The 25,799-nt window shown below is 76.4% G+C and carries 26 protein-coding genes; 12 read left to right on the top strand and 14 right to left on the bottom strand.

The window, feature by feature from the left end:
- The first annotated feature begins 1 nt into the window (after position 1).
- Positions 2-1,285 (top strand): nucleotide sugar dehydrogenase, encoded by a 1,284-nt coding sequence (locus IEY75_RS00480; protein ID WP_189112137.1) that lies wholly within the window; start codon positions 2-4, stop codon positions 1,283-1,285.
- Between the two features lie 66 nt (positions 1,286-1,351).
- Here IEY75_RS00480 and IEY75_RS00485 read toward each other — a convergent pair whose 3' ends face one another.
- From IEY75_RS00485 to IEY75_RS00505, 5 genes are read right to left on the bottom strand one after another with little or no spacing between them, the layout of a single operon-like run.
- The gene (locus tag IEY75_RS00485; protein ID WP_189112138.1) at positions 1,352-2,371 is read right to left on the bottom strand and encodes a M28 family peptidase; all 1,020 of its coding nucleotides are present in this window, start codon (positions 2,369-2,371) and stop codon (positions 1,352-1,354) included.
- 54 nt (positions 2,372-2,425) lie between these two features.
- Positions 2,426-2,926, bottom strand: coding sequence for an MSMEG_6728 family protein (locus IEY75_RS00490; RefSeq protein WP_189112139.1), 501 nt, complete (start codon positions 2,924-2,926; stop codon positions 2,426-2,428).
- A 58-nt stretch (positions 2,927-2,984) separates the two neighbouring features.
- Positions 2,985-3,506 (bottom strand): acyltransferase, encoded by a 522-nt coding sequence (locus IEY75_RS00495; RefSeq protein ID WP_189112140.1) that lies wholly within the window; start codon positions 3,504-3,506, stop codon positions 2,985-2,987.
- 30 nt (positions 3,507-3,536) lie between these two features.
- On the bottom strand, positions 3,537-4,352 hold the full coding sequence (locus IEY75_RS00500) for an ABC transporter ATP-binding protein (RefSeq protein ID WP_189112141.1): 816 nt from the start codon (positions 4,350-4,352) through the stop codon (positions 3,537-3,539).
- Entirely contained in the window at positions 4,345-5,244 is a 900-nt protein-coding gene (locus tag IEY75_RS00505) for an ABC transporter permease (protein WP_189112142.1), read from the bottom strand. Before IEY75_RS00505 ends, IEY75_RS00500 begins: the two co-directional genes overlap by 8 nt.
- A 202-nt stretch (positions 5,245-5,446) precedes the next feature.
- Between IEY75_RS00505 and IEY75_RS00510 the strand changes: the two genes are divergently transcribed.
- The 7 genes from IEY75_RS00510 to IEY75_RS00540 all read left to right on the top strand — a co-directional run bounded on the left by IEY75_RS00510 (position 5,447) and on the right by IEY75_RS00540 (position 12,091).
- Positions 5,447-6,025 (top strand): TetR/AcrR family transcriptional regulator, encoded by a 579-nt coding sequence (locus IEY75_RS00510; RefSeq protein WP_189112573.1) that lies wholly within the window; start codon positions 5,447-5,449, stop codon positions 6,023-6,025.
- A 34-nt stretch (positions 6,026-6,059) separates the two neighbouring features.
- Positions 6,060-7,157 (top strand): DegT/DnrJ/EryC1/StrS family aminotransferase, encoded by a 1,098-nt coding sequence (locus IEY75_RS00515; RefSeq protein WP_189112143.1) that lies wholly within the window; start codon positions 6,060-6,062, stop codon positions 7,155-7,157.
- A 48-nt stretch (positions 7,158-7,205) separates the two neighbouring features.
- The gene (locus IEY75_RS00520) at positions 7,206-8,198 is read left to right on the top strand and encodes a Gfo/Idh/MocA family protein (protein WP_189112144.1); all 993 of its coding nucleotides are present in this window, start codon (positions 7,206-7,208) and stop codon (positions 8,196-8,198) included.
- A gap of 302 nt (positions 8,199-8,500) precedes the next feature.
- Positions 8,501-9,760 (top strand): glycosyltransferase, encoded by a 1,260-nt coding sequence (locus tag IEY75_RS00525; RefSeq protein WP_229789245.1) that lies wholly within the window; start codon positions 8,501-8,503, stop codon positions 9,758-9,760.
- The gene (locus IEY75_RS00530) at positions 9,757-10,293 is read left to right on the top strand and encodes a hypothetical protein (RefSeq protein ID WP_189112145.1); all 537 of its coding nucleotides are present in this window, start codon (positions 9,757-9,759) and stop codon (positions 10,291-10,293) included. Before IEY75_RS00525 ends, IEY75_RS00530 begins: the two co-directional genes overlap by 4 nt.
- 2 nt (positions 10,294-10,295) lie before the next feature.
- Complete coding sequence (locus IEY75_RS00535; RefSeq protein ID WP_229789246.1) at positions 10,296-11,639, top strand: glycosyltransferase; 1,344 nt, start codon at positions 10,296-10,298, stop codon at positions 11,637-11,639.
- Positions 11,636-12,091 (top strand): hypothetical protein, encoded by a 456-nt coding sequence (locus IEY75_RS00540; protein WP_189112147.1) that lies wholly within the window; start codon positions 11,636-11,638, stop codon positions 12,089-12,091. Before IEY75_RS00535 ends, IEY75_RS00540 begins: the two co-directional genes overlap by 4 nt.
- Positions 12,092-12,106: 15 nt before the next feature.
- Here the strand turns inward: IEY75_RS00540 and wecB are convergent, their stop codons facing one another.
- Complete coding sequence (gene wecB / locus IEY75_RS00545; protein WP_189112148.1) at positions 12,107-13,201, bottom strand: non-hydrolyzing UDP-N-acetylglucosamine 2-epimerase; 1,095 nt, start codon at positions 13,199-13,201, stop codon at positions 12,107-12,109.
- Positions 13,202-13,283: 82 nt separating this feature from the next.
- On the opposite strand from wecB, the gene IEY75_RS00550 reads away from it, so the two are divergent.
- Complete coding sequence (locus IEY75_RS00550) at positions 13,284-14,669, top strand: putative hexosyltransferase (protein ID WP_189112149.1); 1,386 nt, start codon at positions 13,284-13,286, stop codon at positions 14,667-14,669.
- A 9-nt stretch (positions 14,670-14,678) separates the two neighbouring features.
- Here IEY75_RS00550 and disA read toward each other — a convergent pair whose 3' ends face one another.
- Both disA and radA read right to left on the bottom strand, forming a co-directional pair.
- Positions 14,679-15,791 (bottom strand): DNA integrity scanning diadenylate cyclase DisA, encoded by a 1,113-nt coding sequence (gene disA, locus IEY75_RS00555; RefSeq protein WP_189112575.1) that lies wholly within the window; start codon positions 15,789-15,791, stop codon positions 14,679-14,681.
- 219 nt (positions 15,792-16,010) lie between these two features.
- On the bottom strand, positions 16,011-17,402 hold the full coding sequence (gene radA / locus IEY75_RS00560) for a DNA repair protein RadA (RefSeq protein ID WP_189112576.1): 1,392 nt from the start codon (positions 17,400-17,402) through the stop codon (positions 16,011-16,013).
- Positions 17,403-17,806: 404 nt separating this feature from the next.
- Here radA and IEY75_RS00565 point away from each other — a divergent pair, with 404 nt between their 5' ends.
- Complete coding sequence (locus tag IEY75_RS00565) at positions 17,807-18,766, top strand: phytoene/squalene synthase family protein (protein ID WP_189112150.1); 960 nt, start codon at positions 17,807-17,809, stop codon at positions 18,764-18,766.
- Here IEY75_RS00565 and IEY75_RS00570 read toward each other — a convergent pair.
- From IEY75_RS00570 to IEY75_RS00590, 5 genes are read right to left on the bottom strand one after another with little or no spacing between them, the layout of a single operon-like run.
- Entirely contained in the window at positions 18,663-19,823 is a 1,161-nt protein-coding gene (locus IEY75_RS00570) for a cytochrome P450 (protein ID WP_189112151.1), read from the bottom strand. The two genes, IEY75_RS00565 and IEY75_RS00570, sit on opposite strands and share 104 nt — an antisense overlap.
- Complete coding sequence (locus IEY75_RS00575; RefSeq protein ID WP_229789247.1) at positions 19,820-20,887, bottom strand: glycosyltransferase family 2 protein; 1,068 nt, start codon at positions 20,885-20,887, stop codon at positions 19,820-19,822. Before IEY75_RS00575 ends, IEY75_RS00570 begins: the two co-directional genes overlap by 4 nt.
- Entirely contained in the window at positions 20,884-21,549 is a 666-nt protein-coding gene (locus tag IEY75_RS00580; RefSeq protein WP_189112153.1) for a lysophospholipid acyltransferase family protein, read from the bottom strand. The genes IEY75_RS00575 and IEY75_RS00580 overlap by 4 nt, the downstream gene beginning before the upstream one ends.
- Positions 21,542-21,856: a lycopene cyclase domain-containing protein gene (locus tag IEY75_RS00585; protein ID WP_189112154.1), complete on the bottom strand. Its 315-nt coding sequence runs from the start codon at positions 21,854-21,856 to the stop codon at positions 21,542-21,544. The genes IEY75_RS00580 and IEY75_RS00585 overlap by 8 nt, the downstream gene beginning before the upstream one ends.
- On the bottom strand, positions 21,846-22,166 hold the full coding sequence (locus tag IEY75_RS00590; RefSeq protein WP_229789248.1) for a lycopene cyclase domain-containing protein: 321 nt from the start codon (positions 22,164-22,166) through the stop codon (positions 21,846-21,848). Before IEY75_RS00590 ends, IEY75_RS00585 begins: the two co-directional genes overlap by 11 nt.
- Before the next feature lie 306 nt (positions 22,167-22,472).
- Between IEY75_RS00590 and IEY75_RS00595 the strand changes: the two genes are divergently transcribed.
- Positions 22,473-23,345, top strand: a complete 873-nt coding sequence (locus IEY75_RS00595; protein ID WP_189112156.1) for a patatin-like phospholipase family protein — start codon at positions 22,473-22,475, stop codon at positions 23,343-23,345.
- A gap of 105 nt (positions 23,346-23,450) precedes the next feature.
- The gene (locus IEY75_RS00600; protein ID WP_189112157.1) at positions 23,451-24,938 is read left to right on the top strand and encodes a M20/M25/M40 family metallo-hydrolase; all 1,488 of its coding nucleotides are present in this window, start codon (positions 23,451-23,453) and stop codon (positions 24,936-24,938) included.
- 42 nt (positions 24,939-24,980) lie between these two features.
- Here the strand turns inward: IEY75_RS00600 and IEY75_RS00605 are convergent, their stop codons facing one another.
- A complete protein-coding gene (locus tag IEY75_RS00605; protein ID WP_189112158.1) occupies positions 24,981-25,775 on the bottom strand; it encodes a hypothetical protein in 795 nt (264 codons plus the stop codon).
- Between the last annotated feature and the right edge of the window lie 24 nt (positions 25,776-25,799).

The raw sequence follows: 25,799 nt of genomic DNA on the forward strand, positions 1-25,799 counted from the left end.
CATGAAGATCTGTGTCGTCGCGCTCGGAAAGATCGGGCTGCCGCTGGCCGTGCAGTTCGCCGCCAAGGGCCACGAGGTGACCGGCGCGGACGTCTCCGAGCGGGTCGTCGCCATGGTCAACGAGGGCACCGCGCCCTTCCCGGGCGAGGCCGACCTCGACGTCCAGCTCAAGCGCGCCGTCGAGGCGGGGCTGATGACGGCCACCACCGACACCGCCGCCGCGGTCGCCGCCGCCGAGGCGGTCGTCGTGGTGGTGCCGCTGTTCGTGGACGCCGACGGGGTACCGGACTTCGGCTGGATGGACGCGGCCACCCAGGCCATCGCCAAGGGCCTGCGGCCGGGCACGCTGGTCAGCTACGAGACGACACTGCCGGTCGGTACCACCCGTACCCGCTGGGCGCCGATGCTGGAGCAGGGCTCGGGCCTGACCGCCGGTACCGACTTCGACCTGGTCTTCAGCCCGGAGCGGGTGCTCACCGGCCGGGTCTTCGCCGACCTGCGGCGGTACCCGAAGCTCGTCGGCGGGATCAACGAGCGCGGCACCGCCCGCGGCGTCGCCTTCTACCAGCAGGTCCTCGACTTCGACTACCGCGCGGACCTGCCCCGGCCCAACGGCGTGTGGGACATGGGCAACGCGGAGGCCGCCGAGCTGGCCAAGCTCGCCGAGACCACCTTCCGGGACGTCAACATCGGGCTGGCCAACCAGTTCGCCCGGTACGCCGACACCATCGACGTCGACATCGACACCGTCATCGACGCCTGCAACAGCCAGCCGTACAGCCACATCCACCGGCCCGGCATCGCCGTCGGCGGCCACTGCATCCCGGTGTACCCGCGGCTGTACCTGTGGAACGACCCGGCCGCGTCGGTGGTGCGCGCGGCCCGCGAGGCGAACGCGGAGATGCCGGAGTACGCGGTGCAGCTCCTCGCCGACGCCTACGGCGACCTGACCGACGCCGAGGTGCTGGTGCTCGGTGCCTCCTACCGCGGCGGGGTGAAGGAGACGGCGTTCTCCGGCGTCTTCCCGACCGTCGCGGCGCTGAAGGCGCGCGGCGCCCAGCCGTACGTGTCCGACCCGATGTACACCCCCGAGGAGCTGGCCGCCCTCGGCCTGCCGGCCTACCACGGGCAGCCGGTCACGGCCGTCGTCGTCCAGGCCGACCACGCCGAGTACCGCACGCTCGGCCTCAAGGACCTGCCCGGCGTCCGGGTGATCGTGGACGGCCGGCGGGTCACCGACCCGGAGCGCTGGGCGGGCATCCGCCGCGAGGTCATCGGCGGCTGAGTACCCGGGCGACCCCCGGCCCGGCGGTGCCGGGGGTCGGCGCCGGTGCGCGGCGGGCCGCCGCGCTCAGCGGGCGACGGCGAGCTTGTACAGCGCCGTGATCTGGGCGTTCGCCGTGTGGGTGAGCATCGTCGTGTCCACGTTGGCGGTGGTGTCGCAGGTGCGGTGGTAGCAGGCGTCGTACGGCTGCCCGGCCCGGCCGCCCCACTTCCTGGCCTGCGCCTCGGTCTTGCGGGCGCCGGCGCCGCCGTTGACGCCGGTGGCCGGGATCCGGTCGGTGTCGAACGGCGCGTTGTCGGAGCGCTTGGCCAGCTCGACGCTCTCCTCGGTGGCGAGCTGGTGGGCGTCGTAGTACTCCTGGAACAGCCGGCCCAGCGGCGTCGCCGGGTTGTTCAGGAAGTACCCGCCGTTGGGGGAGCCGACCATCTCGAAGTTCAGGTAGCCCCGGACCGTCGGCTTCCGGTCGCCGAGGTTCTTCACGTAGTACCGGGAGCCGACCATGCCCGGCTCCTCGTCGCCCCAGAACGCGAACCGCACCCGCGTGGCGAGGGCGGGCTTCTGCGCGGCCACGACCAGCGCCGTCTCCAGGACGGTCGCCACGGCCGCGGCGTTGTCGTTGAGGCCGGGCGTGGTGGACACGCTGTCGATGTGCGCGCCGAAGACGTACACCTGGCCGGCGTCGCCGGTGCGGCTGTCGGCGAGGACGTTGACGCCCTTGCACCGGGGCGGGCAGGACTGGGTGCCGACCTCGTAGCCGGCCGCCTCCAGGGTGGTGACCAGGTACCTGCGGAGGGCGGCCTCGCCCGGGGAGCCCGTCAGCCGGTGGCCGCCGTTCTCGGCGGTGATCCGGGTGAAGGTCGCCAGGTGCGCCTGGAGCGCGGCCAGCGTGATGACCGGCACGTCCGCCGTGACCGTACCGGCCCCGCGCGGCGCGGCGGCGGGGGAGAGGACGGCGAGCAGGGCGACGGTGGCCAGGGCGGCCACGGACCCCGAGCCCCAGGACCCGGCGGCCCGGGACCGGGCGGGGGCGGACCTGCCGGGCGCGCACCCGGGCGGCGCGGGTGGCGGTGCGGGCGTGCGGTGCATGGCGGTGTCCTCCCCTGAGGTATGGGGAGAGTTAAGGTCATCTATTGATGTTGGTCAACCCGCGGCGGGCCTGGCCGGCTGCCGGTGGGCGGGCGCCCGGTCGGAGGCGGGCCACACATAGGGCATCGGGGGCGGCGGGGGGACGAACCGGCCGGCGTAGTGCTCCGGGTCCTTGGCCAGCAGGGAGGCGCGGTGGCTCCGGTGGAACGCCTCGTCGCCCAGCCACGGCGGCAGCTCGCCGGCCGCGGCCAGTACCCGCTGTTCCCGCACGTCCGCCGGCCCGCCGGCCGCCTCCAGGTCGGCACGCAGCGTCGCCGCGCAGGTGTCGGCCCGGCCGGTGGCGGTCCACGTGGCGCACATGTCGAGCCCGTACCGCACCAGGGCCTCCTCGTAGCCGGCCCACATCTTCACGGCCGGGTGGTGCCGCCACCCGTACCCGGGGACCACCAGCCCGCGCAGCACCTGGATCGCCTCGACCCGCTGCTTGCCGAGGCGCCGCTGGTCTAGGACGGCGGCGCTGGCTGCGAAGTCGGGGTACGGCAGGAAGGTCTGCATGGAGTCCCTGTACCCACTCCGTGCTGGTTTGTGCCGGTCGGGTCGGTGTCCGGCCGGGTCAGTGACCGGTCGGCGGGGTGGCCGGGTCGCGGGAGACGACCTCGCCCCCGGCGTCCACCCAGCCGCGCGGGCGGGCCGGGTTGCCGGCGACGAGCTGGTACGGCGCCACGTCCCTGGTGACCACCGAGCCGGCGGCCACCATCGCGTACTCGCCGACCGTGATGCCGCAGACCAGCGTCGCGTTGGCGCCGATCGACGCGCCGCGCCGGACCAGCGTCGGGGTGATCTCCCACGTCGGGTTCTGGGCCCGGGGCCGGAAGTCGTTGGTGAAGACCGCGCACGGGCCGACGAAGACCTCGTCCTCGATCGTGACGCCCTGGTACACCGAGACGTTGTTCTGGATCTTCACCCGGTCCCCGACGACGGCGCCGGCGTCGACGTACACGTTGCGGCCGATCACGCAGCCGGCGCCGACCCGCGCGCTCGACCGCACGTGCGCGAGGTGCCAGACCTTGGTACCGGCGCCGACCGCGGCGCCGTCCTCGACATCGGCGCTCGGGTGCACGAAAACGTCGTCCATGGGCTCGCTCTCTGTTCGGGACGTGCGGTCCTACTTGTTCATGTACGCCTCGTACTCGCGGCACACCTCGGCCGTCGGGCCGTCGGCCCGGATCACGCCGCTCTCCAGCCAGATGGTCCGCTCGCACGTGGTCTTGATCGTGCCGATGGCGTGGCTGACCAGGAACACCGTGCCCGCCTCGGCCCGCAGCTCGCGGACCCGCCCCTCGCTGCGCCGCCGGAACCGGGCGTCGCCGGTGGCCAGCGCCTCGTCGATGAGCAGCACGTCGTGCTTCTTGGCGGCGGCGATGGAGAAGCGCAGCCGGGCGGACATGCCCGAGGAGTACGTGCGCATGGGCAGGGCGGAGAAGTTGCCCCGGTCGTTGATGCCCGAGAACTGGACGATCTCCGGGGTCCGCTTGCGGACCTCCTCCGGCGACATGCCCATGGCCAGGCAGCCCAGCGCGACGTTGCGCTCGCCGGACAGGTCGTTCTGGAGGGCGGCGTTGACGCCCAGCAGGCTCGGCTGGCCCTGGGTGAAGATCGCGCCCCGCTCGACGGGCAGCAGGCCGGCGACGGCCCGCAGGATCGTGGACTTGCCGGAGCCGTTGGAGCCGATCAGGCCGATGGCCTCGCCGCGGTACGCGGTGAAGCTGACGCCCTTGACCGCGTGCACCTCGGTCACCTGCGGCGCCCGCTTGCCGGTGAGCAGGCGGCGCAGGCCGGCGACGGGGGTGCCGGTGCCCGGGGTGCCGGCGCCGTGGACCCGGTACACGATGTGCACGTCGTCGACGATGACCGTGGGGATCCGCTCGCCCGTGGCGGTGGTCGCCGCGGTCGCCGCCGCGGCGGCGGTCTGCTCAGCCACGTCCGTACTCCTGTTCGCCGCGCCAGAAGTAGATGAAGCCGCCCGCGCCGACCAGTAGCGCCCAGCCGGCCGCCAGCGCCCAGATCTGGCCGATGGGCGAGGAGAGGCTGACCTCGGACATCATCGCGTGGCGCATGAGTTCGATGTAGACCAGCAGCGGGTTGAGTTCGAGGAGGTCGGCCGCCCAGGGCGGCAGGTGGTCCTTGAACAGCGTGACCGGGTACAGGACCGCCGAGGCGTACATCCAGGTGCGCAGGATGAACGGCATGACCTGGCGCAGGTCGGTCAGCTTGGCGCCGAGCCGGGCCATGGCCAGGGCCAGCCCGGCGTTGAAGACCGACTGGAGCAGCAGCGCCGGCAGGACCAGCAGCCACTCGAAGGTCAGCGGCTCGCCGGTGACCAGCATGATGCCGGCCAGCACCAGCATGGAGGCGACGAGGTGCTGGAACTGCACCATGGCCAGGGCCAGCGGGAGGCTCGCGCGGGGGAAGTGCAGCGCCCGGATGATGCCGAGGTTGCCGCTGATCGCCTGGATCCCCGCGGTGACGACCGAGGAGGTGAAGGTGAAGATGAAGACGCCCGCGCACAGGTACCCGATGAAGTTCGGCTCGCCGCCGTCGGCCTTCAGGATGATGCCGAAGATCAGGTAGTAGACGAGCGCGTTGGTGATCGGGGTGAGGACCTGCCAGATCCGGCCGAGCTTGGCGGTCGAGAACTGGGCGATCACCCGGGCGTTGGCGTACGCGCTGATGAAGTGCCGGTACGCCCAGAGCTGGCGGGCGTAGGCCCCGAGGCCGGGGCGCGCCCCGGCAACGGTGAGCCCGTGCCGGGCGGCGATGGCGGCAGGGGTGGTGCCGGCGTCGGGCTCGGCGGTTACCGCCGTTTCGGCCATGGGGGAGCGCTCCGATCTTCGTCGCTGGTGGGGCGCAGGGCGCGACAACTCAGCCTAGGGGAGGGCGTGCGTCGACTGGCACCAAGGTAGGCTATCCAAGCGTCGAAACGCAACCGTAGCGTCGTTACGCTATAGTGCGTACGTGGCCATCACCGAGAACCGACGCACCCCCGGCAGCGGCCGCGCCCCCGCCGGCGCGGCGGTGCTGCGCGACGAGGTCACGTCCGCCATCCGCGACGCGCTGATGAAGGAGCTGGCCGACGTCGGGTACGGCCGCCTCTCCATCGAGGCCGTCGCGCGCCGCGCCGGGGTCGGCAAGACCGCGATCTACCGCCGCTGGCCCTCGAAGGTCGACATGGTGATCGAGATCGTCTCCGCCGTGGCCGGCCGGCGGCTGCCGCTGCCCGACACCGGTAACCTGCGCGACGACCTGCGGATGCTGCTGTCGGCGCTCGCGCTCGCCCTGCACCACCCGCTGGCCTCGCAGATCATCCCCGACCTGCTCGCCGAGGCCGCGCGCAACCCGCAGATCGCCGAGACCCTGCTCGACACGCTGCGCACCCACCAGCGCGACATCGCGGCCCGGATCCTCGGCCGGGCGGTCGACCGGGGCGAGCTGCCGGCCGCGGCCGACCCGGGGCTGGCGATCGACCTGATCATCGGTCCGCTGTACTGGCGGGCGGCGATCGTCCGCACCCCGTTCGCGCCCGCCTACCTGGACTCCCTCGCCGACGCCGTCGTTGTATCCCTGGGCGGCCGCACCACCACGAACCCGTCCTGACTCCCATTCCCGACCTTCCGCAGGAGGAGAGCCCATGTCCGGGCAGCACACCGAGTTCATCCCGCCGGCCCGCCCGGTGATCGGCGAGGCCGAGATCGAGGCCGCCGTCCGCGTCCTGCGCAGCGGGATGGTCGTCCAGGGGCCCGAGGTGGCCGCGTTCGAGCAGGAGTTCAGCGAGCTGGTCGAGGGGCGGCACTGCGTCGCCGTCAACTCGGGCACCTCGGCGCTCCAGCTCACCCTGCTCGCCCTGGGCTACGGCCCCGGCGACGAGATCATCGTGCCGTCGTTCTCGTTCGCGGCCTCCGGCAACGCGGTCCGCCTCGTCGGCGCGACCCCGGTCTTCGTCGACATCGCGCCGGACAGCTTCTGCCTGGACCCGGCCGCCGTCGCCGCGGCGGTGACCCCGCGGACCGTGGCGGTCATGCCGGTCCACCTGTACGGGCACCCGGCCGCCATGGACAAGATCATGGAGATCGCCGCGAAGCACGGCCTCGGCGTGGTCGAGGACGCCGCCCAGGCGCACGCCGCCGCCCTGCACGGCACCCCGGTCGGGGCCTGGGGGACGGCCGGCTGCTTCAGCTTCTACCCGACCAAGAACATGCACAGCCTCGAAGGCGGCATGGTCACCACCGGGGACGCGCAGCTCGCCCGCACGCTGCGGCTGCTGCGCAACCAGGGCATGGAGCAGCGGTACGCCAACGAGATCGTCGGCGCGAACATGCGGCTCACCGACGTGGCCGCCGCGATCGGCCGCGAGCAGCTCAAGCAGCTCTCGGGATGGACGAAGCAGCGCCAGGCCAATGCCGCGTACCTGGACGAGCACATCACCGCCGCCGCCACCCCGCCGGTGGCCGAGGGCGCCACGCACGTGTACCACCAGTACACGGTCCGGGTGGCCGGCGACCGGGACGCGTTCACCGCGCGGCTCCGGGACAAGGGCGTCGGCAGCGGCGTCTACTACCCGACGCCGATCCACCGGCTGCTGCCGTACCTGGTCGACGGCGAGCCCGGCCCGTGGGACCTGCCCGAGACCGAGCGGGCCGCCCGCGAGGTCGTGTCCCTGCCGGTCTTCCCGAGCCTGACCGCCGACCAGCTCGCGCGGATCGCGGACGGGGTCAACTCCAGTGTCTGACCTGGGGTTTCGGTCCGCTACCGTAGCCACGAGCGAAGGAGTACACGCATGAGCACAACGCTGCGCGCCGGCCTCATCGGGCTCGGCGCGATGGGCCGCAACCACGCCCGCGTCCTGTCCCGGCTCGACGGCGTGGAGCTGGTCGGGATCATGGACCCGGCCGGCGACCCGCAGGGCCTGGCGCCCGCCCCGGTGGTCGCCACGCTCGACGAGCTGCTCGCGCTGAACCTCGACTACGCGATGGTCGCCTGCCCGACCGCGCTGCACGAGGAGGTGGGGCTGGCGCTGGCCGCGGCCGGCGTCTGCGCGCTGGTGGAGAAGCCGCTGGCGCAGAACGTGGAGGCGGCCCGCGCGCTGGTCGAGGCGTTCGAGTCGGCCGGGCTGGTGGCCGGGGTCGGGCACATCGAGCGGTACAACCCCTCGCTCCAGAGCCTGCGGCAGCGGCTGGAGGCCGGCGACCTCGGCGACATCTACCAGGTGACGACGCGCCGGCAGGGTCCGTTCCCGCACCGGATCGCCGACGTCGGCGTGGTGATGGACCTCGCGACCCACGACGTCGACCTGACCGCGTGGGTGACGGGCAAGGAGTACCAGGCGGTGTCGGCCCGGACGGTCTCCCGCTCCGGCCGGCCGCACGAGGACATGGTGTCGGCCACCGCCCAGCTCACCGACGGCCTGATGGTCAACCACCTGGTGAACTGGCTCAGCCCGCTCAAGGAGCGCCAGACGGTCGTCACCGGCGAGCGGGGCTGCTTCATCGCGGACACGCTGACCGCCGACCTGACGTTCTACGCGAACGCCGCGATCGACACCGAGTGGGAGGCCCTGCGCAACTTCCGCGGGGTCGCCGAGGGCGACATGGTCCGGTTCGCCATCCCGAAGCGCGAGCCGCTGCTGGTGGAGCACGAGCGGTTCCGGGACGCCGTGGACGGCAAGGAGAGCGGCATCGTGACGCTGCGCCAGGGCCTGCGCACCGTCGAGGTCTGCGCGGCGATCCTGCGCTCGGCCCGCGAGGGTACGACGGTGGAGTGCCCCGCCTGACCCGCTGACGCAGCCGCGCGGAAGCGCCCGGGAGCCCACCGCTCCCGGGCGCTTCCGCGTACCTGCCCTCGGACGGTGCCGCATATCACCAGAAACGGATGTACACCTTTATATGCCTAATAGCACTGTTTATCAGTATGTCCACATCGCCCATTCGACCGAATCCCGGGGGATCAGGGGTGGCCGGAACGTGACTTCGGTAATGGTGTGGACTGTCACCGCAGTCGATAGGATTCGACATCGCCCCCGGTACCCCGGCGCTCGCCGCCGGTGCCGCGGGGCGGTGGACAGGGAGGAGCGGGATGGCCGCGGAGCCGCGTCGGCAGGTCGCCGTACTCACGCCCTGGTACCCCAACCTGCGCCAGCCGCACGCCGGCACCTTCGTCCGGTCCATGGTGCACGCCGTGGCGGCCGGGTGCGACGACATCGAGGTACACCACTTCGACTCGTGGAGCGCCAACCTGGACGCCGCCGGGGAGCGCGCCGCCCTGCGCGCCCAGCGCGCGCTGGGCGCCCGGATGCCGCGCTGGGCCGGTACCGACGACGAGGGTGTCCGGTTCGGATACCACCCGGTACCGGTGTCCTCCCGGCCCACCCGCGCGCACCTGACCGCGCAGCACGCCGCCGTCCTCGGCGGCCTGCGCATCACCGCGCCCGTGGTGCACGCGCACGTCGGCACGCCGACGGCGTGGGCCGCGCTCCAGCACCTGCCGGCGGGCGCGCGCCTGTTCGTGACCGAGCACATGTCCTTTCTGGCCGACCTCCTCGCCGACGCCGACAACCGGCGCATGTACGGCGAGGTCCTGGACGGCTGCACCGGGCTGTTCGCCGTCGGGCGGGTGCTGCGCGACCAGCTCGTCGCCGCCTTCCCCCAGCACGCCGACAAGATCGTGGTGGTGCCGAACCCGGTCGACTTCGGACCGCCGCGCGCCGCGCCGGTCCGCGCGCCGCTGCGCTGGATCTACGTCGGCTCCTTCGTGGCCCGCAAGGCGGTGCACCTGCTGGTCGAGGCGCTGGCCGTCTGCCGCGCGCAGGACCCGCGGCTCACCCTGACCCTGGTCGGCGGCAGCGGCGAGGGCGAGGCGGAGCTGCGCGAACTGGCCCGGCGCCGGGGCGTGGCCGACGCGGTGACGTTCGTCGGCCCGGTGCCGCACGCCGAGGCGGTCCGGCTCATGCGGACCCACGACCTGCTGCTGCACGCCAGCCGGTGGGAGACGTTCGGGATGACGCCCGCCGAGGCGGTCGGCGCCGGTACCCCGGTCGTGGTCACCCGGTGCGGCGGGCCGGAGGAGACCCTGGCCGACGTCATCGACCTCGCCGGGGAGCTGGTCGAGGTCACCGACACCCCCGACGCCCTCGTGGCCGGGTACCGGCGGCTGCGGGACCGCTTCGACACCGGGCTCGACCTGCCCGAGGCGCGGCGCCGGCTCGTCGACCGGTTCGGCCCGGCGGCCGTGGCCGCCCACCACCACCACCACTGGTTCGGCGACCCCGCGCCGGCCGGCCGCCGCCCGGTGGTACCGCCGCAGCGCGGCGCGCGCCAGGCCGGGGTGCGCGCGTGAAGGTCCTGATCATCCTGCTCGGCGAGGCGCGGCGGCCGGCCGCGCTGGCGGAGGGGCTGGCCGTGCTGGCCGGCGGCGGCACCGCCACGGTCCTCGTCCACGAGACCGGGCCCTGGACCGCCGCCCTGGCCGAGGCCGGCCTGACCGTGCGGTCCCGGGCGGAGCTGGCGCGCCGGCACTGGCCGCAGCGCCTCGCCCGGTTCGTCCTCTGGCGGGTGCCCGCCGGCCTCGCCCGCGCCGCCGGCCGCGGGCCGCTGCGCGCCCCGGCCGAGCGGGCCGCCGCCCGCTACCGCAGCCGCGTCGCAGGACCGGTCCAGCGGCGGCTCGTCGACCGGGTGCACCGCCGGCTGTGGCGCGACGCCGCCGTCGACGTGGTCGCCGCCCACCTGGCCCGGGAGGACTACGACGCGGTGGTCCCCGCCGACCCGCACGCGGTGCTGCTGCTGGAGCAGGTGCTGCGCCGCGACGCCGGGGCCGCCCGGCGGCGGATCGCCTACAGCGTCGCCCACCTGCCGGCCGGCGGTACGGTGTGAGCGTGGCGCGCCGCCTGCTGTTCCTCGGCTTCTTCCTGCCGCCCTCGCGGGCCAGTGGCGTGTACCGCACCCGGGCGCTGGCCAACCGGTTCGCCGCCCAGGGCTGGGAGGTCACCGCCCTGGCCGCGCCGCTGGGCTTCCTGCGCGACACGGTCGGCTCGGTCGACGACAGCCTGCTCGCCACCCTCGACCCGCGGGTCCGGGTGCTGCGGCCCGCCCTGGACACCTACGCCTGGGAGAAGGACCTGCGCGCCTTCGGCTGGCTGCGCCGGAGCCGGCCGCGGCTGTCCCGGCGCCGGTACGAGTGGCTGGGCAACCTGGGCTTCCCCGAGCACTACGCCTCCTGGGGGCGGGCGTGCGTCCGGGTCGGGCTGCGGCTGCACCGCCGACGTCCGTTCGACGCCGTGCTGGCCACCGGCAACCCGTACGCGGCCTTCGCCGCCGCCTGGGGGCTGCACCGGCTGCGGGGGCTGCCGTACGCGGTCGACTTCCGCGACTCGTGGACGCTGGACCAGTTCGGCGACGCCGCCCGGTACCCGGCCGGGCACCCGGCCGTGCGGTGGGAGCGGCGGATCATGGGCCGGGCGGCGGCCGCGGTGTTCGTCAACGAGCCGACCCGGCAGTGGTACGCGGACCGGTACCCGGCGGCCGCCGACCGCACCCTCGTGGTCCCCAACGGCTGGGACCCGGACCTGCTCGACCTCGGGGCGGTCGGCGACGACCCGGCACCGGCCGGCCGGCCGCTGCGGCTGGGCTTCCTCGGCACCCTCACCGACCGGATGCCGCTGGCGGCGCTCGCGGCGGCGTTCCGGCTCGCCCGGCGCTCCCCGGAACTGGCCGGGGCGACCCTGGACCTGTACGGGCACCTGGGCTTCCAGCAGACCGGGCAGCCGGTGCTGCGGGAGGCGCTCGGGCTGCCCGAGGGCGCGGACACCTCCGCCGACGGCGCGCTGCGCTACCTCGGCCCGGTCGCCAAGACCGCCGTCGCCGACGTGTACGCCGCCAGCGACGTGCTGGTGTTCCTGGCCGGCGGGTCCCGGTACGTCACCTCGGGCAAGGTCTTCGAGTACATGGCCGCCGGCCGGCCCGTCGTCTCGGTGCACGCCCCCGGCATCGCGGCCGAGGACGTGCTGGCCGGGTACCCGCTGTGGTTCCGCGCCGACAGCCTGGCGCCCGAGGCGCTCGCGGCGGCGATGCGCGCCGCCGCCGACGCCGCCCGCACGGCCGGCCCCGGGCCGCGGGCGGCCGCGCGGGAGTGGGCCGCCCGGTACCAGCGGGACCGGCTGCTGACGCCGCTGGTCGACCGGCTGGCCGCGGTCGGCGACGCGCGGGCGGCCGCGCGGTGAACGTCGTCTTCCTGTCCTTCGCGCCGGACCCCCCCGAGCTGGTCCGGGCGGCGGTGCGCCGGCACCTCGACGCGGGGGCGCGGGTCCTGCTGGTCAGTACCTCGACCGGGCCGTGGCGGGACCTCGCCGACCGGCCCGGCCTGACGATCCGGCACGTCCGGACCGACCCCGCCGGGTCCGGGGGCGTGTCCGGCGCCCTGGCCGGCGGGCTGCGCCGGCTGGGCCTGCGGGCCGCCCGCACCCACGCCCTGGCCCTGCTCGCCGACCGGGCCGCCCGCGACGCGCTGCCCGCCCGGATCGACGTGATCATGGCCGCGGACGGCCTGGCCGCGCAGTACGGCTACGTCCTGGCCCGCCGCCACCCGCGGGCGCTGGCCACCGCCGACTACCACCGCGCGCTGCCGAGCGCCGGGGGCAGCGGCGCGGCGTCGCCGACGAGCGCCGGGCCGTAGCGGCGCGGCGCCGGTTCAGGGGTGGGACTTGACCCGTTCGGCCAGCACCCGCACCACCTCGACCGCCGCCCGCCCGTCGCCGTACGGCGCCGCCCGCGGGGCCACGGGTGCCGGCCGGGTCGCCGCCGCGACCCACTGCGGGCCGAGGGCGCCCGGCTGGGGTACCAGGCGGTTCCAGCCGTCGGTCAGCGTCTCCACCCACTCCGTCTCCGGGCGCAGCGTGGTGCACGGCCGGCCGAGCAGGTACGCCTCCTTCTGGAGTCCGCCCGAGTCGGTCACCACCCCGGCCGCGCCCAGGACGGCGGCCACCATCGCCGCGTACGGCAGCGGCCGGCCGACCCGCACCGCACCCCGCCCGACGGTGAGCCCGTGCTGGGCGGCCTTGGCCACCAGCCGCGGGTGGGCGAGCAGGGCCACCGGCACCGGCAGCGCCGCCAGGGCGTCCAGCAGGCCGGCGAGCCGCTCCGGGTCGTCGGTGTTCTCCGCCCGGTGCAGGGTCGCCAGCAGGTACGGCCCGGTCGGGTCGACGCCCTCGGGCAGCGCCGGGGGCGGCACCTCGCCGCGGGCGACGGCGTCGCGGACCCGCAGGCACACGTCGACCATGACGTCGCCCACCGCGATCGCCCGCTCGGCCAGCCCCTCCCGCGCGAGGTGCCGCATCGCCTCCGCGGTCGGCGCCAGCAGCAGGTCGGCGGCGTGGTCGGTCAGGACCCGGTTGTGCTCCTCGGGCATCTGCCGGTTGAACGAGCGCAGCCCCGCCTCCAGGTGCGCCACCGGCAGGTGCTGCTTGACGGCCGCCACGGTCGCGGCGAGCGTCGAGTTGGTGTCGCCGTAGACCAGCACCCAGTCGGGGCGCTCGGCGCGCAGGACCGGCTCCAGCGCCACCAGCATCGCGCCGGTCTGCGCGCCGTGGTCGCCCGAGCCGATGCCCAGGTGCACGTCGGGGTCGGGGATGCCCAGGCCGCTGAAGAACACGTCGGACAGGTCGGCGTCGTAGTGCTGCCCCGTGTGCACGATCCGGTGCGTGTGCGGGGTGCCGGCGAACGCCGCGGCCACGGGGGCCAGCTTGACGAGCTGCGGGCGGGCGCCGACGACGCTGACAACCTTCACGGAGGGTCCTTCCGGTACTGCGGCGGGGGATGGTCGCACCCTACCGCCGACGGGGCGGCCGGCGGCCGAGGTGCGCGGTAGGGTGGGCCGATTCCGCCGGACCGGGGAGCGCACGTTGGTTGAGCAGGCCGCGACCGCGGACCGCCGCGCCCCGGCCGGGGCGGCCGCGCCGCCCGCAGGCACCCGCGGCGGGCGGGCCTGGGCGGTCGCGCGTCGCGCCTCGCGCACGGTCGGCCCCGCCCTGCTGGTGTACGCCGCCGTCCGCGTCGCCGCGCTCGCCGCCCTCGCGGTGTGGGCGGACCGGCGGGGGGTCGACCTCGGCGCGGTGCTGGGGGAGCGGTTCGACGCCGCCTGGTTCGCCGGTATCGCCGCCGACGGGTACGACCACGGCGTGCCGGCGGAGGCGGGCGGGCCGCGGCTGTCCAACCTCGCCTTCTTCCCGCTGTACCCCGGCCTCGTCCGGCTCGCCGCCCTGCTGCCGGGGGTGGGGACGGGCGCGGCGGGGGTCCTGGTCGCGGGGCTCTGCGCCCTGGCCGCCGCCGCCGGGATCTTCCTGGTCGGGCGGGAGCTGCGCGGGCGGCGGGTCGGCCTGCTGCTGGTGGCGCTGTGGGCGGCGCTGCCGCACGCGGTGGTGCAGCAGATGGCGTACAGCGAGTCGCTGTTCACGGCGCTGGCGGCGTTCACCCTGTACGCCCTGCTGCGCGGGCGGTGGCTCACCGCGGCGGCGCTGTGCGTGGCCGCCGGCCTCACCCGGTCCACCGCGGTCGCGTTGATCGCGGCGGTCGGGGTGGCCGCCGCGCTGGCGGTCTGGCAGCACCTGCGCACCCCGCCGTCCGGCGTCCCGCACCCGGGCGGCGCTTCCCCGGCGGGTGGCGCTCCTCCGGCGGGCGGCGATCCCTCGGCGGGCGGCGTTTCCCGGGCAGGTGGCGCTGCGCGGGGGTGGGGCGACGTTCTCCGGGCGGTACGCCGCGGGGCGGTGCCGTGGCGGCCCGTGCTCGCCGTGCTCGTCGCGCCGCTGGGCTGGCTCGGCTACCTCGCCTGGGTGGGCGCGCGCCTCGGGCGGTGGGACGGCTGGTTCGCCGTCCAGGAGCGGTGGGGTTCGCGGCTGGACGGCGGCTGGTACACCGCCCGGTACGCCGCGCGCGCGCTCACCGCGCCGTCGGTGGCGGTGACCGTCGCCGTCGTCACCGCCGTGCTGGCCGTCGCGCTGGTCTGCGCCGCCGTGCTGCGCGCGCCCGCGCCGGTCCTGACGTACGCGCTGGTGTCGCTGGCCCTGGTCCTGGCCACCGCCGGCTACTACCCGGTGAAGGCCCGGCTGCTGCTGCCGGCGTTCCCGCTGCTGCTCCCGCTGGCCGCGGTCCTGGCGCGCGCGGGCACCCGCGCCCGCGCCGTCGCGTTGGCCGCCGCCGTGGCCGGGACCGCCTGGTTCGGCGGCTACGTCACGCTGGTCTGGACGTTCTCCCCCTGAGCCGGCGGCTCAGATGTACCGCTCCAGAATGGACGCCTCGGCCAGCCGGGACAGCCCCTCGCGGACGCCCCGGGCGCGGGTCTCGCCCACCCCGTCGACCGCCTGCAGGTCCTCCACCGTCGCGCCGAGCAGGCGCTGGAGGCTGGCGAAGTGCTCGACCAGCCGCTCGATCACCGCGCCCGGCAGCCGCGGCACCTTGGCCAGCAGCCGGAACCCGCGCGGGCTCACCGCCGCCTCCAGCGCGTCGGTCGCCCCCGGGTACCCCAGCGCGCGGGCGACCGCCACGAGGTCGATCAGCTCGGCGGAGCTGAGCAGGTCCAGCTCGACCAGCGCCTCGTCCAGGGTCCGGGCCCGCCGGCCGGCGGGCAGGTAGTCGCGGATGACCAGGGTGCGGTCGGCGTCCACGCCGGCCATCAGCTCGTCGAGCTGGAGCGCGAGCAGCCGGCCGTCGGTGCCGAGTTCGACGACGTAGCCGGCGATCTCGTCGGCGATCCGGCGGACCATCTCCAGCCGCTGGACCACCGCCACCGCGTCGCGGACCGTGACCAGGTCCTCGATCTCCAGCGCCGACAGGGTGCCGGACACCTCGTCCAGCCGCAGCTTGTACCGCTCCAGCGTCGCCAGCGCCTGGTTGGCGCGGGAGAGGATCGCGGCCGAGTCGTCCAGCACGTGCCGCTGGCCGTTGACGTACACGCCGATGATCCGCATCGACTGGCTCACCGAGATCACCGGGTGGCCGGTCTGCTTGGCGACCCGCTCGGCGGTGCGGTGCCGGGTGCCGGACTCCTCCGACGGGATCGACGAGTCCGGCATCAGGTGCACGGCCGCGCGCACGATGCGGGTGCCGTCGCTGGACAGCACGACCGCGCCGTCCATCTTGCACAGTTCGCGCAGCCGGGTGGCGGAGAACTCGACGTCCAGGGCGAAGCCGCCGGTACAGATGGACTCCACCAGGCGGTCGAAGCCCAGCACGACCAGGGCGCCGGTCCGGCCGCGCAGGATGCGTTCGAGGCCGTCGCGCAGGGCGGTGCCCGGCGCCATCAGGGCCAGGGTCGCGCGCAGGGGATCGCCCGCGCTGGTGCCGATGTTCCCGATGCCCGTCACGGCCGCTCCCCACGCCAGTCCCGCCCCGGTGGCGACGGCCGTCCGTTCGGCCGTGCCACGTGCCTCGGCGCGCCTGCCGGGGTCCCGCTGGCGGCCGCCGTCCGCGCCGCCCGCGGCGCCGTCACCGCGCAGGGCGGCGGGACCCTGCGCGGCAGGTCTGGCCTGCGCGGCGGAGCTGCCCCGGGCGTCGCGGTCAGTGGGCACCCCCGCAGTCTACGGACCGCGCGCCAGCGGGGCTCACTCGGCGGACACCCGCGCCGCCCAGTGCAGCGCCGCCCGGACGTCGGCGACCTCGATGACCCGCAGCCCCGCCGGACCCGGCCCCTGCTCGCCGCCGCCGCAGCCAGGCGGCACGAGCGCCGCGGTGAAGCCCAGCCGGGCCGCCTCCGCCAGCCGCCGGCCCACCGCGCCCACCCGGCGGACCTCGCCGGTGAGGCCGACCTCGCCGATCGCCACCAGCCGCGGCGAGACGGCCAGGTTCAGCCCGCCGGAGGCGACGGCCAGCGACACGGCCAGGTCGGCGGCCGGCTCGACGACGCGGATCCCGCCGACGGTGGCCGCGAAGACCTCGCGGTCGTGCAGGGTCAGCTTCTCCGCCCGGCGCTGCAGGACGGCGAGCACCATCGCCAGCCGCGCGCCGTCGAGGCCGGAGACGGTCCGCCGCGGCGAACCGGCGACGGTGGCCCCGATCAGCGCCTGTACCTCGGTGACCAGGGCCCGGCGCCCCTCCATCGCCACGGTCACGCAGGTGCCGGGCACCGCCTCGGCGTACCGGGTCAGGAACAGGCCCGAGGGGTCCGGCAGGCCGGTGATGCCGCCCTCGTGCATCTCGAAGCAGCCCACCTCGTCGGCCGGGCCGAACCGGTTCTTCATGCCGCGGACCAGCCGCAGCGCCGAGTGCCGGTCGCCCTCGAAGTGCAGCACCACGTCCACCAGGTGCTCCAGGACCCGCGGCCCGGCGACGTTGCCGTCCTTGGTGACGTGGCCCACGAGCACGGTGGCGATGCCGCGCTCCTTGGCCACGGCCACCAGCGCGGCGGTGACGGCGCGGACCTGGGTCACCCCGCCGGCCGTGGCGTCGGTGCCGGCGACCGAGAACGTCTGGACGGAGTCCAGCACCAGCAGGCCCGGCCGCACCTGGTCGAGGTGGCCGAGGACCGCGCCGAGGTCGTTCTCCGCCGCGAGGTACAGCCGATCGTGCAGGGCGCCGATGCGCTCCGCCCGCAGCCGGACCTGGCTCACCGACTCCTCGCCGGAGACCACCAGGGCCGGCGACCCGGCGGACGCGGCCCACTGCTGCGCGACGTCGAGCAGCAGCGTCGACTTGCCGACGCCCGGCTCGCCGGCCAGCAGCACGACGGCGCCGGGCACGAGGCCGCCGCCCAGGACCCGGTCCAGTTCGTCCACGCCGGTCGGCCGGGCGGCCGCCGCCGCGGCGCTGATCGTGGCGATCGGCCGGGCGGGCTCGCTCGGCGCCCGGCTGGCGACGGCGCGGCCGGCGACGACCGGTCCGGTCACGGTGCACTCGACCACGGAGCCCCACTCCTGGCACTCCGGGCACCGGCCGACCCACTTGGGGGGCTGGTGGCCGCAGGCGTCGCACTCGTACGCCGGCCGGGCCTCCTTCACCCCCCGCTGCCGCGCCGCCGCAGGCCGGCCCGCACCCCGCGCCGGCCTGCCTCCCGTGACCTGCTCACCCGCCACCTGCCCACTCACGACCGCTCCACTCCCGCCCTGCCCCGCTCCGCTGCTGCCCTGCCCGCTCCGCTGTCGCCCTGCCCGCTCCGCTGTCGCCCTGCGCGCTCCGCTGGCCCGGCGCCGGGCCGTGCGCCGACCCTAGCCGCGGCCTCCGACGTTCACCCCCGCCGCACACCCCGGGCGCCCGCGCGAGATCGGCGGCCGGCGGCGTCCGCCGCTAGGCTGGCGGCACGTCCCCGGACGCCGCCGCGGCCACCCGCGGTCGGGCGGCTGGGCACGGCATCATGGGCACGGCAGTGCGGACGGGTACCGTACCGGCGCGGAGGGCGGGGGCGATGAGCGACACGGTGACCCTGGCCGCGTCGTACGCGCGGTGCCGGGAGGTCATGCGGCGACACGGCCGCTCGTACTACCTGGCCGCCCGCCTGCTGCCCGCGGACCGGCGGCGGCACGTGCACGCCCTGTACGCCTTCACCCGCCACGCCGACGACCTCGTCGACGTCGCCGGCACCCCGGCCGACCTGCGGGCCTGGGCCGCGGCCTTCACCGCCCGTCGCGCGGGCGCGCACCCGCTGCTGCCCGCCGTCTTCGACACCGTCGACCGCTGTGGCCAGGACCCAGCCGACTTCACGGCGTTCCTGGCCTCGATGGCGATGGACCTGCAGGTCACGGCGTACCCGACGTACGCCGACCTGCTCGGCTACATGGAGGGCTCGGCCGCGGTGATCGGCACCATGATGCTGCCGGTCCTCGACCCGCCCGACCCCGCCGCCGTCCGCGAGCCGGCCCGGCAGCTCGGGCTCGCCTTCCAGCTCACCAACTTCATCCGCGACGTCGGCGAGGACCTGGACCGGGGCCGGCTGTACCTGCCGCTGGCGGACCTCGACCGGTACGGCGTCACCCGGGCGGACCTCGCCGCCGCGCACCGGGCCGGCGGGCTGCCGGCGGCGCCGGCCGGCGAGCGGATCCGCGCCCTGATCGCCGCCGAGGTGGACCGGGCGCGGGAGCACTACGCCGCCGCCGAGCCGGGTATCCAGGGGCTGCGGGGCGCGTCGCGCACCTGCATCCGGGCGGCGCGGCGGTTGTACGGCGGGATCCTGGAGGAGGTCGTGGCGCGGCGGTACGACGTGTTCGCCGGGCGGGCCGTGGTGCCCCGCCGGCGCCGGCTGGCGGCGGTGCTGGCCACGGTGCTCAGCGCGGGGGCGCCGCCGCGGCCAGCGGGTCGGCGGGTCGGGCGGGGCGCGCCCGGCGCGGCCGGTACTCCAGCGTCAGGGGGCCGGCCGGACGCAGCGTGATGCCCGCCGCGGGCGCCGGGTCGCCGGCGGCGGCCCGCAGGTCGCCGGTACAGAACGGGCGCAGCGCCACCCGCAGCATCAACCGGGCCAGGTGCGCGCCGAGGCAGGTCCGCCGGCCCGCGCTGAACGGCAGGTAAGACCAGGCGGGCCGGCCGTCGGCGAAGCGCTCGGGACGGAACGCGTCCGGCTCCGGCCACTGGTCCGGGTCGCGGTGGGTGAGCAGCGGCGAGTACAGCACGAGCGTCCCCGCCGGAACCGGCACGCCGGCCACCACGCTCGCCCGGACCGCGCGCCGGCTGCCGATCCAGCCCGCCGGGTACAGCCGCAGGATCTCGTCGGTCACCGCCGGCAGCAGCTCCTCGGCGCGCCACCGCGGCGCCCCGGCCAGGTGCCACAGCGCCCAGGCCAGGGTGTGCGCGGTGGTGTCGTACCCGGCCGCCAGCGCGACCCGCAGCTCCGCGGCGGCGTCCGGCAGCCCGGCGACCGCGGCGGCCAGCGAGCCGGCCGGCGGCCGCGCGAGGACCGCCGCGATCGCCGCGTCCATCCGGCGGAACAGCCGCGGCCGCGGCAGCAGCGGCCAGGGCAGCGGCCGGTCCAGCGGGGTGAGGAACGCGGCCAGCAGCGCCGGGTCGCACCGGTCGCCGAACAGCGCCGCGTTCAGCATCCGGCGCACCGCCCCCGCCGCCCAGGACAGCGCCTCGAACGGGCCGTCGGGCGGCAGCACCACCGCGGCGAGCCGGTCCTCGTGCGGCAGCAGCGCCCGGCGGTGGAAGTGCGGGTTGAGGGCGTCGCGCCGGGCGGTGTGCCCCGGCACGTCGGCCGCGACGACGCCCGCGGCCAGGTACGGCGTCAGCCCGCTGAGGCTGCGGGCGCTGCGGAAGGTGTCGAGGTCGCCGAGGACGGCGCGGTTCCAGTCCGGGCGGTAGCCGACGACGGCCGGCCGCCACAGCCGCAGCCGGAACACCGGGCCGGCCGCGGCGCCGTCGCGCAGCAGCGCCAGCGGGTCGCGGGTCCACCGCCACAGGTGCGCGCCCGGGGGCGCGGGGAGCTGGTTCACCGGTACTCGCGGCCCTTCCAGCGGGCGGTCCGGCGCAGGGCCAGCGCGTACACCGGCAGCGCGGCGGGCGCGGTGACCGGTACCAGCGCCGCCTCGGCGTACGCGCCGCGGCCGGTCTTGGCGTTCACCAGCAGCCGCTCCGCCAGCCCCAGCAGGGCCGCCGCCCGCCAGGCGCCGCCGCGGTCCCAGCGCAGCCACGGCAGCGTGTACGCCGCCAGGTGCCACGCGGCGGTGGCCGCGAGCGCCGCGTCCCGGTGCCCGTGCGCCGCGCGCAGGCTCTTGCCGACGCCGCGCACCGCCTCCCGATACCCGCGGTACATCCGCGTCCCCACCAGGGCCCCGCCCAGCGCCAGGCCGAGCCGCAGCCCGCAGCGGCGGGTGCGCCGGGCCAGCGCCACGTCCTCGACGATCTGGTCGGCGACCGCGGCGTGCCCGCCGACGGCGGCATAGGCCGCCCGGGTGAACGCCAGCACCTGGCCGTTGGCCGTGGCCGCGGCCGGTACCGGCGCGCGCAGCAGGGCGTGCGGCAGGAACGCCAGCAGCGTCTCGTCGATCAGCGGTACGAGCAGGCGCTCGCCGAGCGTGCCGGTGACCTGCCGCGGGAAGACGGAGAACACGTCGGCGCCCTGGCGGTCCCACTCGGCGTGCAGGGCGGCCAGCGCCCCGGGCCGCAGGGTGACGTCGGCGTCGCAGAAGACCAGGCGCTCACCGGTCGCGGCGGCGGCGAGCTGGTGGCAGGCCCAGTTCTTGCCGATCCAGCCGTCCGGCGGCGGCGTGCCGGTGTGCAGGGCGACGCGCGGGTCGGGGCACGCGCGCACGAGCGCCGCCGTGCCGTCGGCGGAGCCGTCGTCGAGGACGAGGATCTCGTCGGCGGGCTGCGCGCACAGCGCCGCCAGCGTCGCCGGCAGGTTGCGCTCCTCGTCCCGGGCCGGGACGAGCAGGGAGGTGCGCGGCCGGGGGCCGGCCGCCGGGTCCGGGCGCAGGGTCGGGAACTGGCGCAGGTTGGCCAGGATTCCGGCGATCTTCACCGCGTGGAAGCCGAGTACGAGCTTGTCCAGGCTCACCGCGCCCATCCTCCGATCAACTCCTCGGTGCTGCGCCGGCCGGGGGCGGCCGGGCGGAAGTCCGGTACCGGCGCCCGCGGGTCGGTGCGCCGGATCAGCTCGTCGAGCGCGGCGAGGTCGGCGTCGAGCCGGCTGGCCAGGGCGGCCGTCGCGGCGGCGACCCGCGCGGGCCGCTCCGGCCGGGTCCGCGCGGCCGGGGCGTCGGCGACGGTCGACAACCGCACGTACGCCTCGGCGGACTGGTGCCCGCGCAGCACGATCCGGGTGGCCGCGGCGACCAGCGGCACCCCGCCGCGGTCGGCCAGCCAGGCGGCCCCGCGCGACAGCGGGCCGGGCGGCCCGGGGGGACGCAGCTCGCCCTCGGGGTAGACCACGAGGCTGCGGCCGGCGCGCAGCAGCGCCAGGCCGCGGCGCGGTTCGTCGGCGGCGAAGCCGCCGAGGGTGCGGACGAAGCGGTACCGGGCCGCGTTGGCCGGGCTGAGCATCGGGCTGCCGGGCCGGCCGAGCGCCGCCAGCGCGACGAACGGGTCCCACCAGCAGTGGTGGTTGGCCGCCCAGACGACGGGCCCCGCCGGTACCGCGCCGTGCAGCCAGATCCCGCGCAGCCCGCGCCGGACCATCCGCCGGGCGAGCCACCCGATCACGTCGGCGTCCTCACGCACCGGCGTCCCGCCGCTGCCAGCGCCAGGCGAGCAGGACCGCGGTGACCAGCGCGTACCCGAACCCGAAGTCCTCCACCGGGATGTCGAACGGGCTGCGCACCCCGGAGATCGCCGCGGGGCTGTACAGGACCACCGGCGCCCGCGGGTGGGTCAGCCACCCGTCGACGGGGATCTGGAAGGCCATGGTGATCGCGACGGTCGCCCAGTACCGGCCCTCGCGCAGCAGCCCCGTGCGCAGCACCACCAGTTCGAGGAGGACGACCGCCACCGGCGCCGCGACGGCCAGCAGCGTGTACTCACCGGTCACGGGACCCCCGCCGCGGCAGGCCGAGCGCCTCGTAGGTCAGCAGCGCGCAGACCGGTACGACGACGAAGAACAGCAGCTCCTCCACCGGCAGCCCGGCGACGGTCAGGCCGACGGTCCGGCCCGGCGCGAAGGACCAGTGGCCGCGCGCGAGGGCCACCAGGTCCCACACCACGAAGGGTGCCGTCGCGGCGAGCAGGACCAGCGCGAGCCGCCGCGGGCGCCGCAGCACGCGGGCGCCGAGGACGAACTCCAGCGGCAGGGTCACCAGCAGGCAGGCGACGAGCACCGCGAGGTAGCGCAGCGGCTCCACGGGCGACCTCCTCCACTGCGGCCCGCCGGGGCGGGGGCGCCCGCCGGGCGCGGGGGCCGGGCGCGCGGGCCGCCGACGCGGGCGGCCCCGAGCTGATCTCGGACCCATGATGCACGCTACAAGGCCGATCCGCCGGTCGCCCGACCGCCGCCCCGACTCGCCCCGACCGCGGCGCGGTCGGCGACGCGGCGTCGGCGGCGCGGCGTGGTCGGCGACGCTGCGCGGTTGGCGACGCTGCGCGGTTGGCGAAACGGCGCACGGGGCATCTTCGGCTGGTCCGCCGCGCCGACAGCAGGGAGAGCGCCCATGGCCCGCCCCGCCCCCGACGCGGCACCCGACCCCGCCGGTACCGCGGTGGTGCTCGGGGCCGGCGGGGTGACCGGGATCGCCTGGTCGGTCGGCGTGGCGACCGGGCTGGCCGAGGCGGGCGTGGACCTGCGCGCCGCGGACCTGTTCGTCGGCACGTCGGCCGGGGCGTTCGTCGGCGCGTACCTCACCTCGGACATCCCGCTGCGCGAGTGGTACGCCCGGCAGCTCGCCCCGGAGCCGGGGCCCGCGCCGCCGGTGACGCCGCGGGTGGTCGCCGCCGCCCGCTTCGGCGTGCTGGCGTGGACCCTGCTGACCAGCGGCACGTCCCGGCGGTTCGGCGCCCGCCTCGGGGCGCTGGCCCGGCGGGCCCGGACCGTCAGCGAGCGGGACCGCCTGGCGGTCCTGGGCCGGAGCCTGCCGGCGGCCTGGCCGGACCCCCGGCTGCGGGTGACCGCCGTCGCCGCCGACACGGGTGAGTTCGCCGTCTTCGGGCCGGACAGCGGGGTGCCGCTGGTCGCGGCCGTCGCCGCCAGCAGCGCCGTGCCGACGGTGTTCCCCCCGACCACCCTGCGGGGCAGGCCGTACCTGGACGGGGGCGTGCGTTCGCCGGCCAACGCCGACCTGGCGGCCGGCTACCCGCGGGTGGTCGTACTCGCCCCGCTGCGCTGGGGTTTCGGGGTGCTGGCCGCGCCCGCCCGCCAGGTCCGCGCCCTGCGCGAGCGGGGCGCCGCGGTCACGCTGGTCACGCCCGACCGGGCGGCCCGCGCGGCGTTCGGCGGCAACTCCCTGGACACCCGCGGGCGCGCGCCCGCCGCCCGCGCCGGCCGCCGCCAGGGCCTCGCCGCCGCGGCCCGGGTCGGCCCCCTCTGACGGGGCCGCCGCCCTCCGACCGGCCACGGCGCGACGGCGCGGCCGCGGGCGGAAAGCCCGGCCCGCCCTATGGACACGGCGGACGGCGCCGGGCGACCATTATTCATGGACTCCCGTCGATTCGGCCCGCATCCCTACTCCGCCGGCCGGCGCACCCTGCTGGCCGGCGCGGTGACCGCCGCCGCGGCCGCGCCGCTGACCGGCCCGCTCGCCGCCCAGGCGGCCCCGCCCGCCGCCGGCCGCGGCCCCGGGCGCCCGCTCACCCCCCAGGAGCCCGACCCCGCCCTGCTCGCCCTGCTCAAGGAGGTGGACCCCGCGCGGATCGAGGCGACGGTACGGCGGCTGGTCGCCTTCGGCACCCGGCACACCATGTCGAGCCAGGACGACCCGGTCCGCGGCATCGGCGCCGCCCGGGACTGGATCCACGCGGCACTGCGCGAGACCGCCGCGGCCTCCGGCGGGCGGATGACGGTGGAGCTCCAGTCGTTCATCCAGCCGGCCGGGCCGCGGCTGCCCGAGCCGACCCGGATCACGAACATCGTGGCGACCCTGCGCGGTACCGCCACGCCCGCTCGCACCTACGTCGTGTCCGGCCACTACGACTCCCGCGCCTCCGACGTCCTGGACGCGGTCAGCGACGCCCCCGGCGCCGACGACGACGCCTCGGGCGTCGCGGCCGTGCTGGAACTGGCCCGGGTGTTCGCCACCCGCCCCGTGGAGGCGACGATCGTATTCTCGGTCGTGGCGGGCGAGGAGCAGGGACTGTTCGGGTCGGCGCACCTCGCCCGGCAGTTGCGTACCGGCGGCGTCGACGTGCAGGGGATGTTCAGCAACGACATCATCGGCGCCAGCGAGGGGTTCGACGGCACGCCGCCCGACCCGTACACCGTGCGGCTGTTCGTCGAGGGCGTGCCGACCGCCGAGACGCCGGCGCAGGCCACCACGCGCCTGTCCACCGGCGGGGAGAACGACGGCCCGTCGCGCCAGCTCGGCCGGTTCGTCCGGGACGTGGCGGAGAACCCGCACACCGGGATGCGCGTGCGGGTGGTCTGGCGGCGGGACCGCTACCTGCGCGGCAGCGACCACATCTCGTTCCTCCAGCAGGGGTACCCGGCCGCCCGGTTCACCGAGCCGCGGGAGAACTTCCACCACGAGCACCAGGACGTCCGGGTGGAGAACGGCATCCAGTACGGCGACCTGCCGCAGTTCTGCGACTTCCCCTACATCGCCCGGGTCGCCCGGGTGAACGCGGCCGCGCTGTGGTCCCTGGCCCAGGCCCCCGGTACCCCGCGCAACGTCGTGATCGTCACCTCCGGGCTGACCAACGACACCACCCTGCGCTGGCAGCGCGGCCCCGAGCCGGACCTGGCCGGGTACGAGGTGGTGTGGCGCGAGACCACCGAGCCGGAGTGGACGCACGTCCTGCCGGTCGGCGACGTCACCACGGCGACGATCGACCTCTCCAAGGACAACGTCCTGTTCGGCGTCCGGGCCCTCGACACCGCCGGGCACCGCAGCCCGGTGGCGGCGCCGCAGCCGGACCCGGGCAGGCGTGGCTCCCGCAGTCGGCCCGCGGGCGGGCCGGGCGCGTAGCTGCTTCGGCCCCGCCGGAGTCGGGGACGGCGTCGGCGGCCGTCAGTGGGCCGGGGACTCGCCGTGGGCGGTCTCGCGCGGCAGCGGTGCCAGCGGCGAGCCGACCGGCGCGAGGACGGTGAGGACGACGCCGTTGCTGAAGGCGAACCGCAGGGGTACCGACATGCCGCCCTTGAGCGGCCCGGCGAGCCCGGCGAGTTCCAGGTACTGACCCTGGGTGGCGCCGAGGGTCAGCGAACCCCACGGCGCCAGCGGAAACGTCGCGGTGGGCGTCGCCGGCACCGGCCGGGTGCCGCCCGCCGCGGTGGCCGTAGGACCCGGCTCCGGTGTGCCGGTGGGCTGCGCCGGGGTCGGTTCCGCGCTCGCCGTCGGCGCGGGCTGCCCTGCCCCGGTACCCCCGGCGTGGCCGGCCGCTCCCGCCCCCTCGGCGGGCGCGGGAGCCTCGGCGCCGTGCCCGCCGGTCGCCGGCTGCGGCGCGGTGAGCTTGGCCTTGACGAGCTGGACGCCGTTGGCCGTCACGGTCTGGGCGCCCGCGGCGCCGGTGGGTGCCTGGTCGACGGTGACCGTCACGGTCACGGGGTCGGGCGTGTCGTTGAAGACCGCTCCGCCGACCGGCGCGGCGCCGCCCTTGAGGTAGCCCTTCACCGTGCCGTAGATGATCTGGACATCGCGCACGGACAGCTCACCGGTGCCGACCTCGGACGTGGCGTTGGCGCCCGCCACCGCCGGTACCTTGCGGGCCGTCTCGGTCACCTGGCCGGCCGAGCAGCCGGCGAGCCCGAGCGCGGTGCCGGCGGCGAGCACGGCGGCGGCCCGGCGGTAGGTCGAGCGCGTCACGGCGGTCCTCCTGTTCGGGGCCGG

Origin of the sequence: Pilimelia terevasa (assembly GCF_014647915.1) — a bacterium.
In the GTDB taxonomy this organism is placed as follows: Bacteria; Actinomycetota; Actinomycetes; order Mycobacteriales; family Micromonosporaceae; genus Pilimelia; species Pilimelia terevasa.

What these genes read in the sequence shown, in the direction of transcription:
- IEY75_RS00505 (WP_189112142.1), bottom strand. Translation starts at nt 5,244, where the DNA reads ATGGCCGAAACGGCGGTAACCGCCGAGCCCGACGCCGGCACCACCCCT.
- IEY75_RS00480 (WP_189112137.1), top strand. Translation starts at nt 2, where the DNA reads ATGAAGATCTGTGTCGTCGCGCTCGGAAAGATCGGGCTGCCGCTGGCC.
- IEY75_RS00600 (WP_189112157.1), top strand. Translation starts at nt 23,451, where the DNA reads ATGGACTCCCGTCGATTCGGCCCGCATCCCTACTCCGCCGGCCGGCGC.
- IEY75_RS00495 (WP_189112140.1), bottom strand. Translation starts at nt 3,506, where the DNA reads ATGGACGACGTTTTCGTGCACCCGAGCGCCGATGTCGAGGACGGCGCC.
- IEY75_RS00525 (WP_229789245.1), top strand. Translation starts at nt 8,501, where the DNA reads ATGGCCGCGGAGCCGCGTCGGCAGGTCGCCGTACTCACGCCCTGGTAC.
- IEY75_RS00485 (WP_189112138.1), bottom strand. Translation starts at nt 2,371, where the DNA reads ATGCACCGCACGCCCGCACCGCCACCCGCGCCGCCCGGGTGCGCGCCC.
- IEY75_RS00595 (WP_189112156.1), top strand. Translation starts at nt 22,473, where the DNA reads ATGGCCCGCCCCGCCCCCGACGCGGCACCCGACCCCGCCGGTACCGCG.
- IEY75_RS00515 (WP_189112143.1), top strand. Translation starts at nt 6,060, where the DNA reads ATGTCCGGGCAGCACACCGAGTTCATCCCGCCGGCCCGCCCGGTGATC.
- IEY75_RS00565 (WP_189112150.1), top strand. Translation starts at nt 17,807, where the DNA reads ATGAGCGACACGGTGACCCTGGCCGCGTCGTACGCGCGGTGCCGGGAG.
- IEY75_RS00490 (WP_189112139.1), bottom strand. Translation starts at nt 2,926, where the DNA reads ATGCAGACCTTCCTGCCGTACCCCGACTTCGCAGCCAGCGCCGCCGTC.
- IEY75_RS00520 (WP_189112144.1), top strand. Translation starts at nt 7,206, where the DNA reads ATGAGCACAACGCTGCGCGCCGGCCTCATCGGGCTCGGCGCGATGGGC.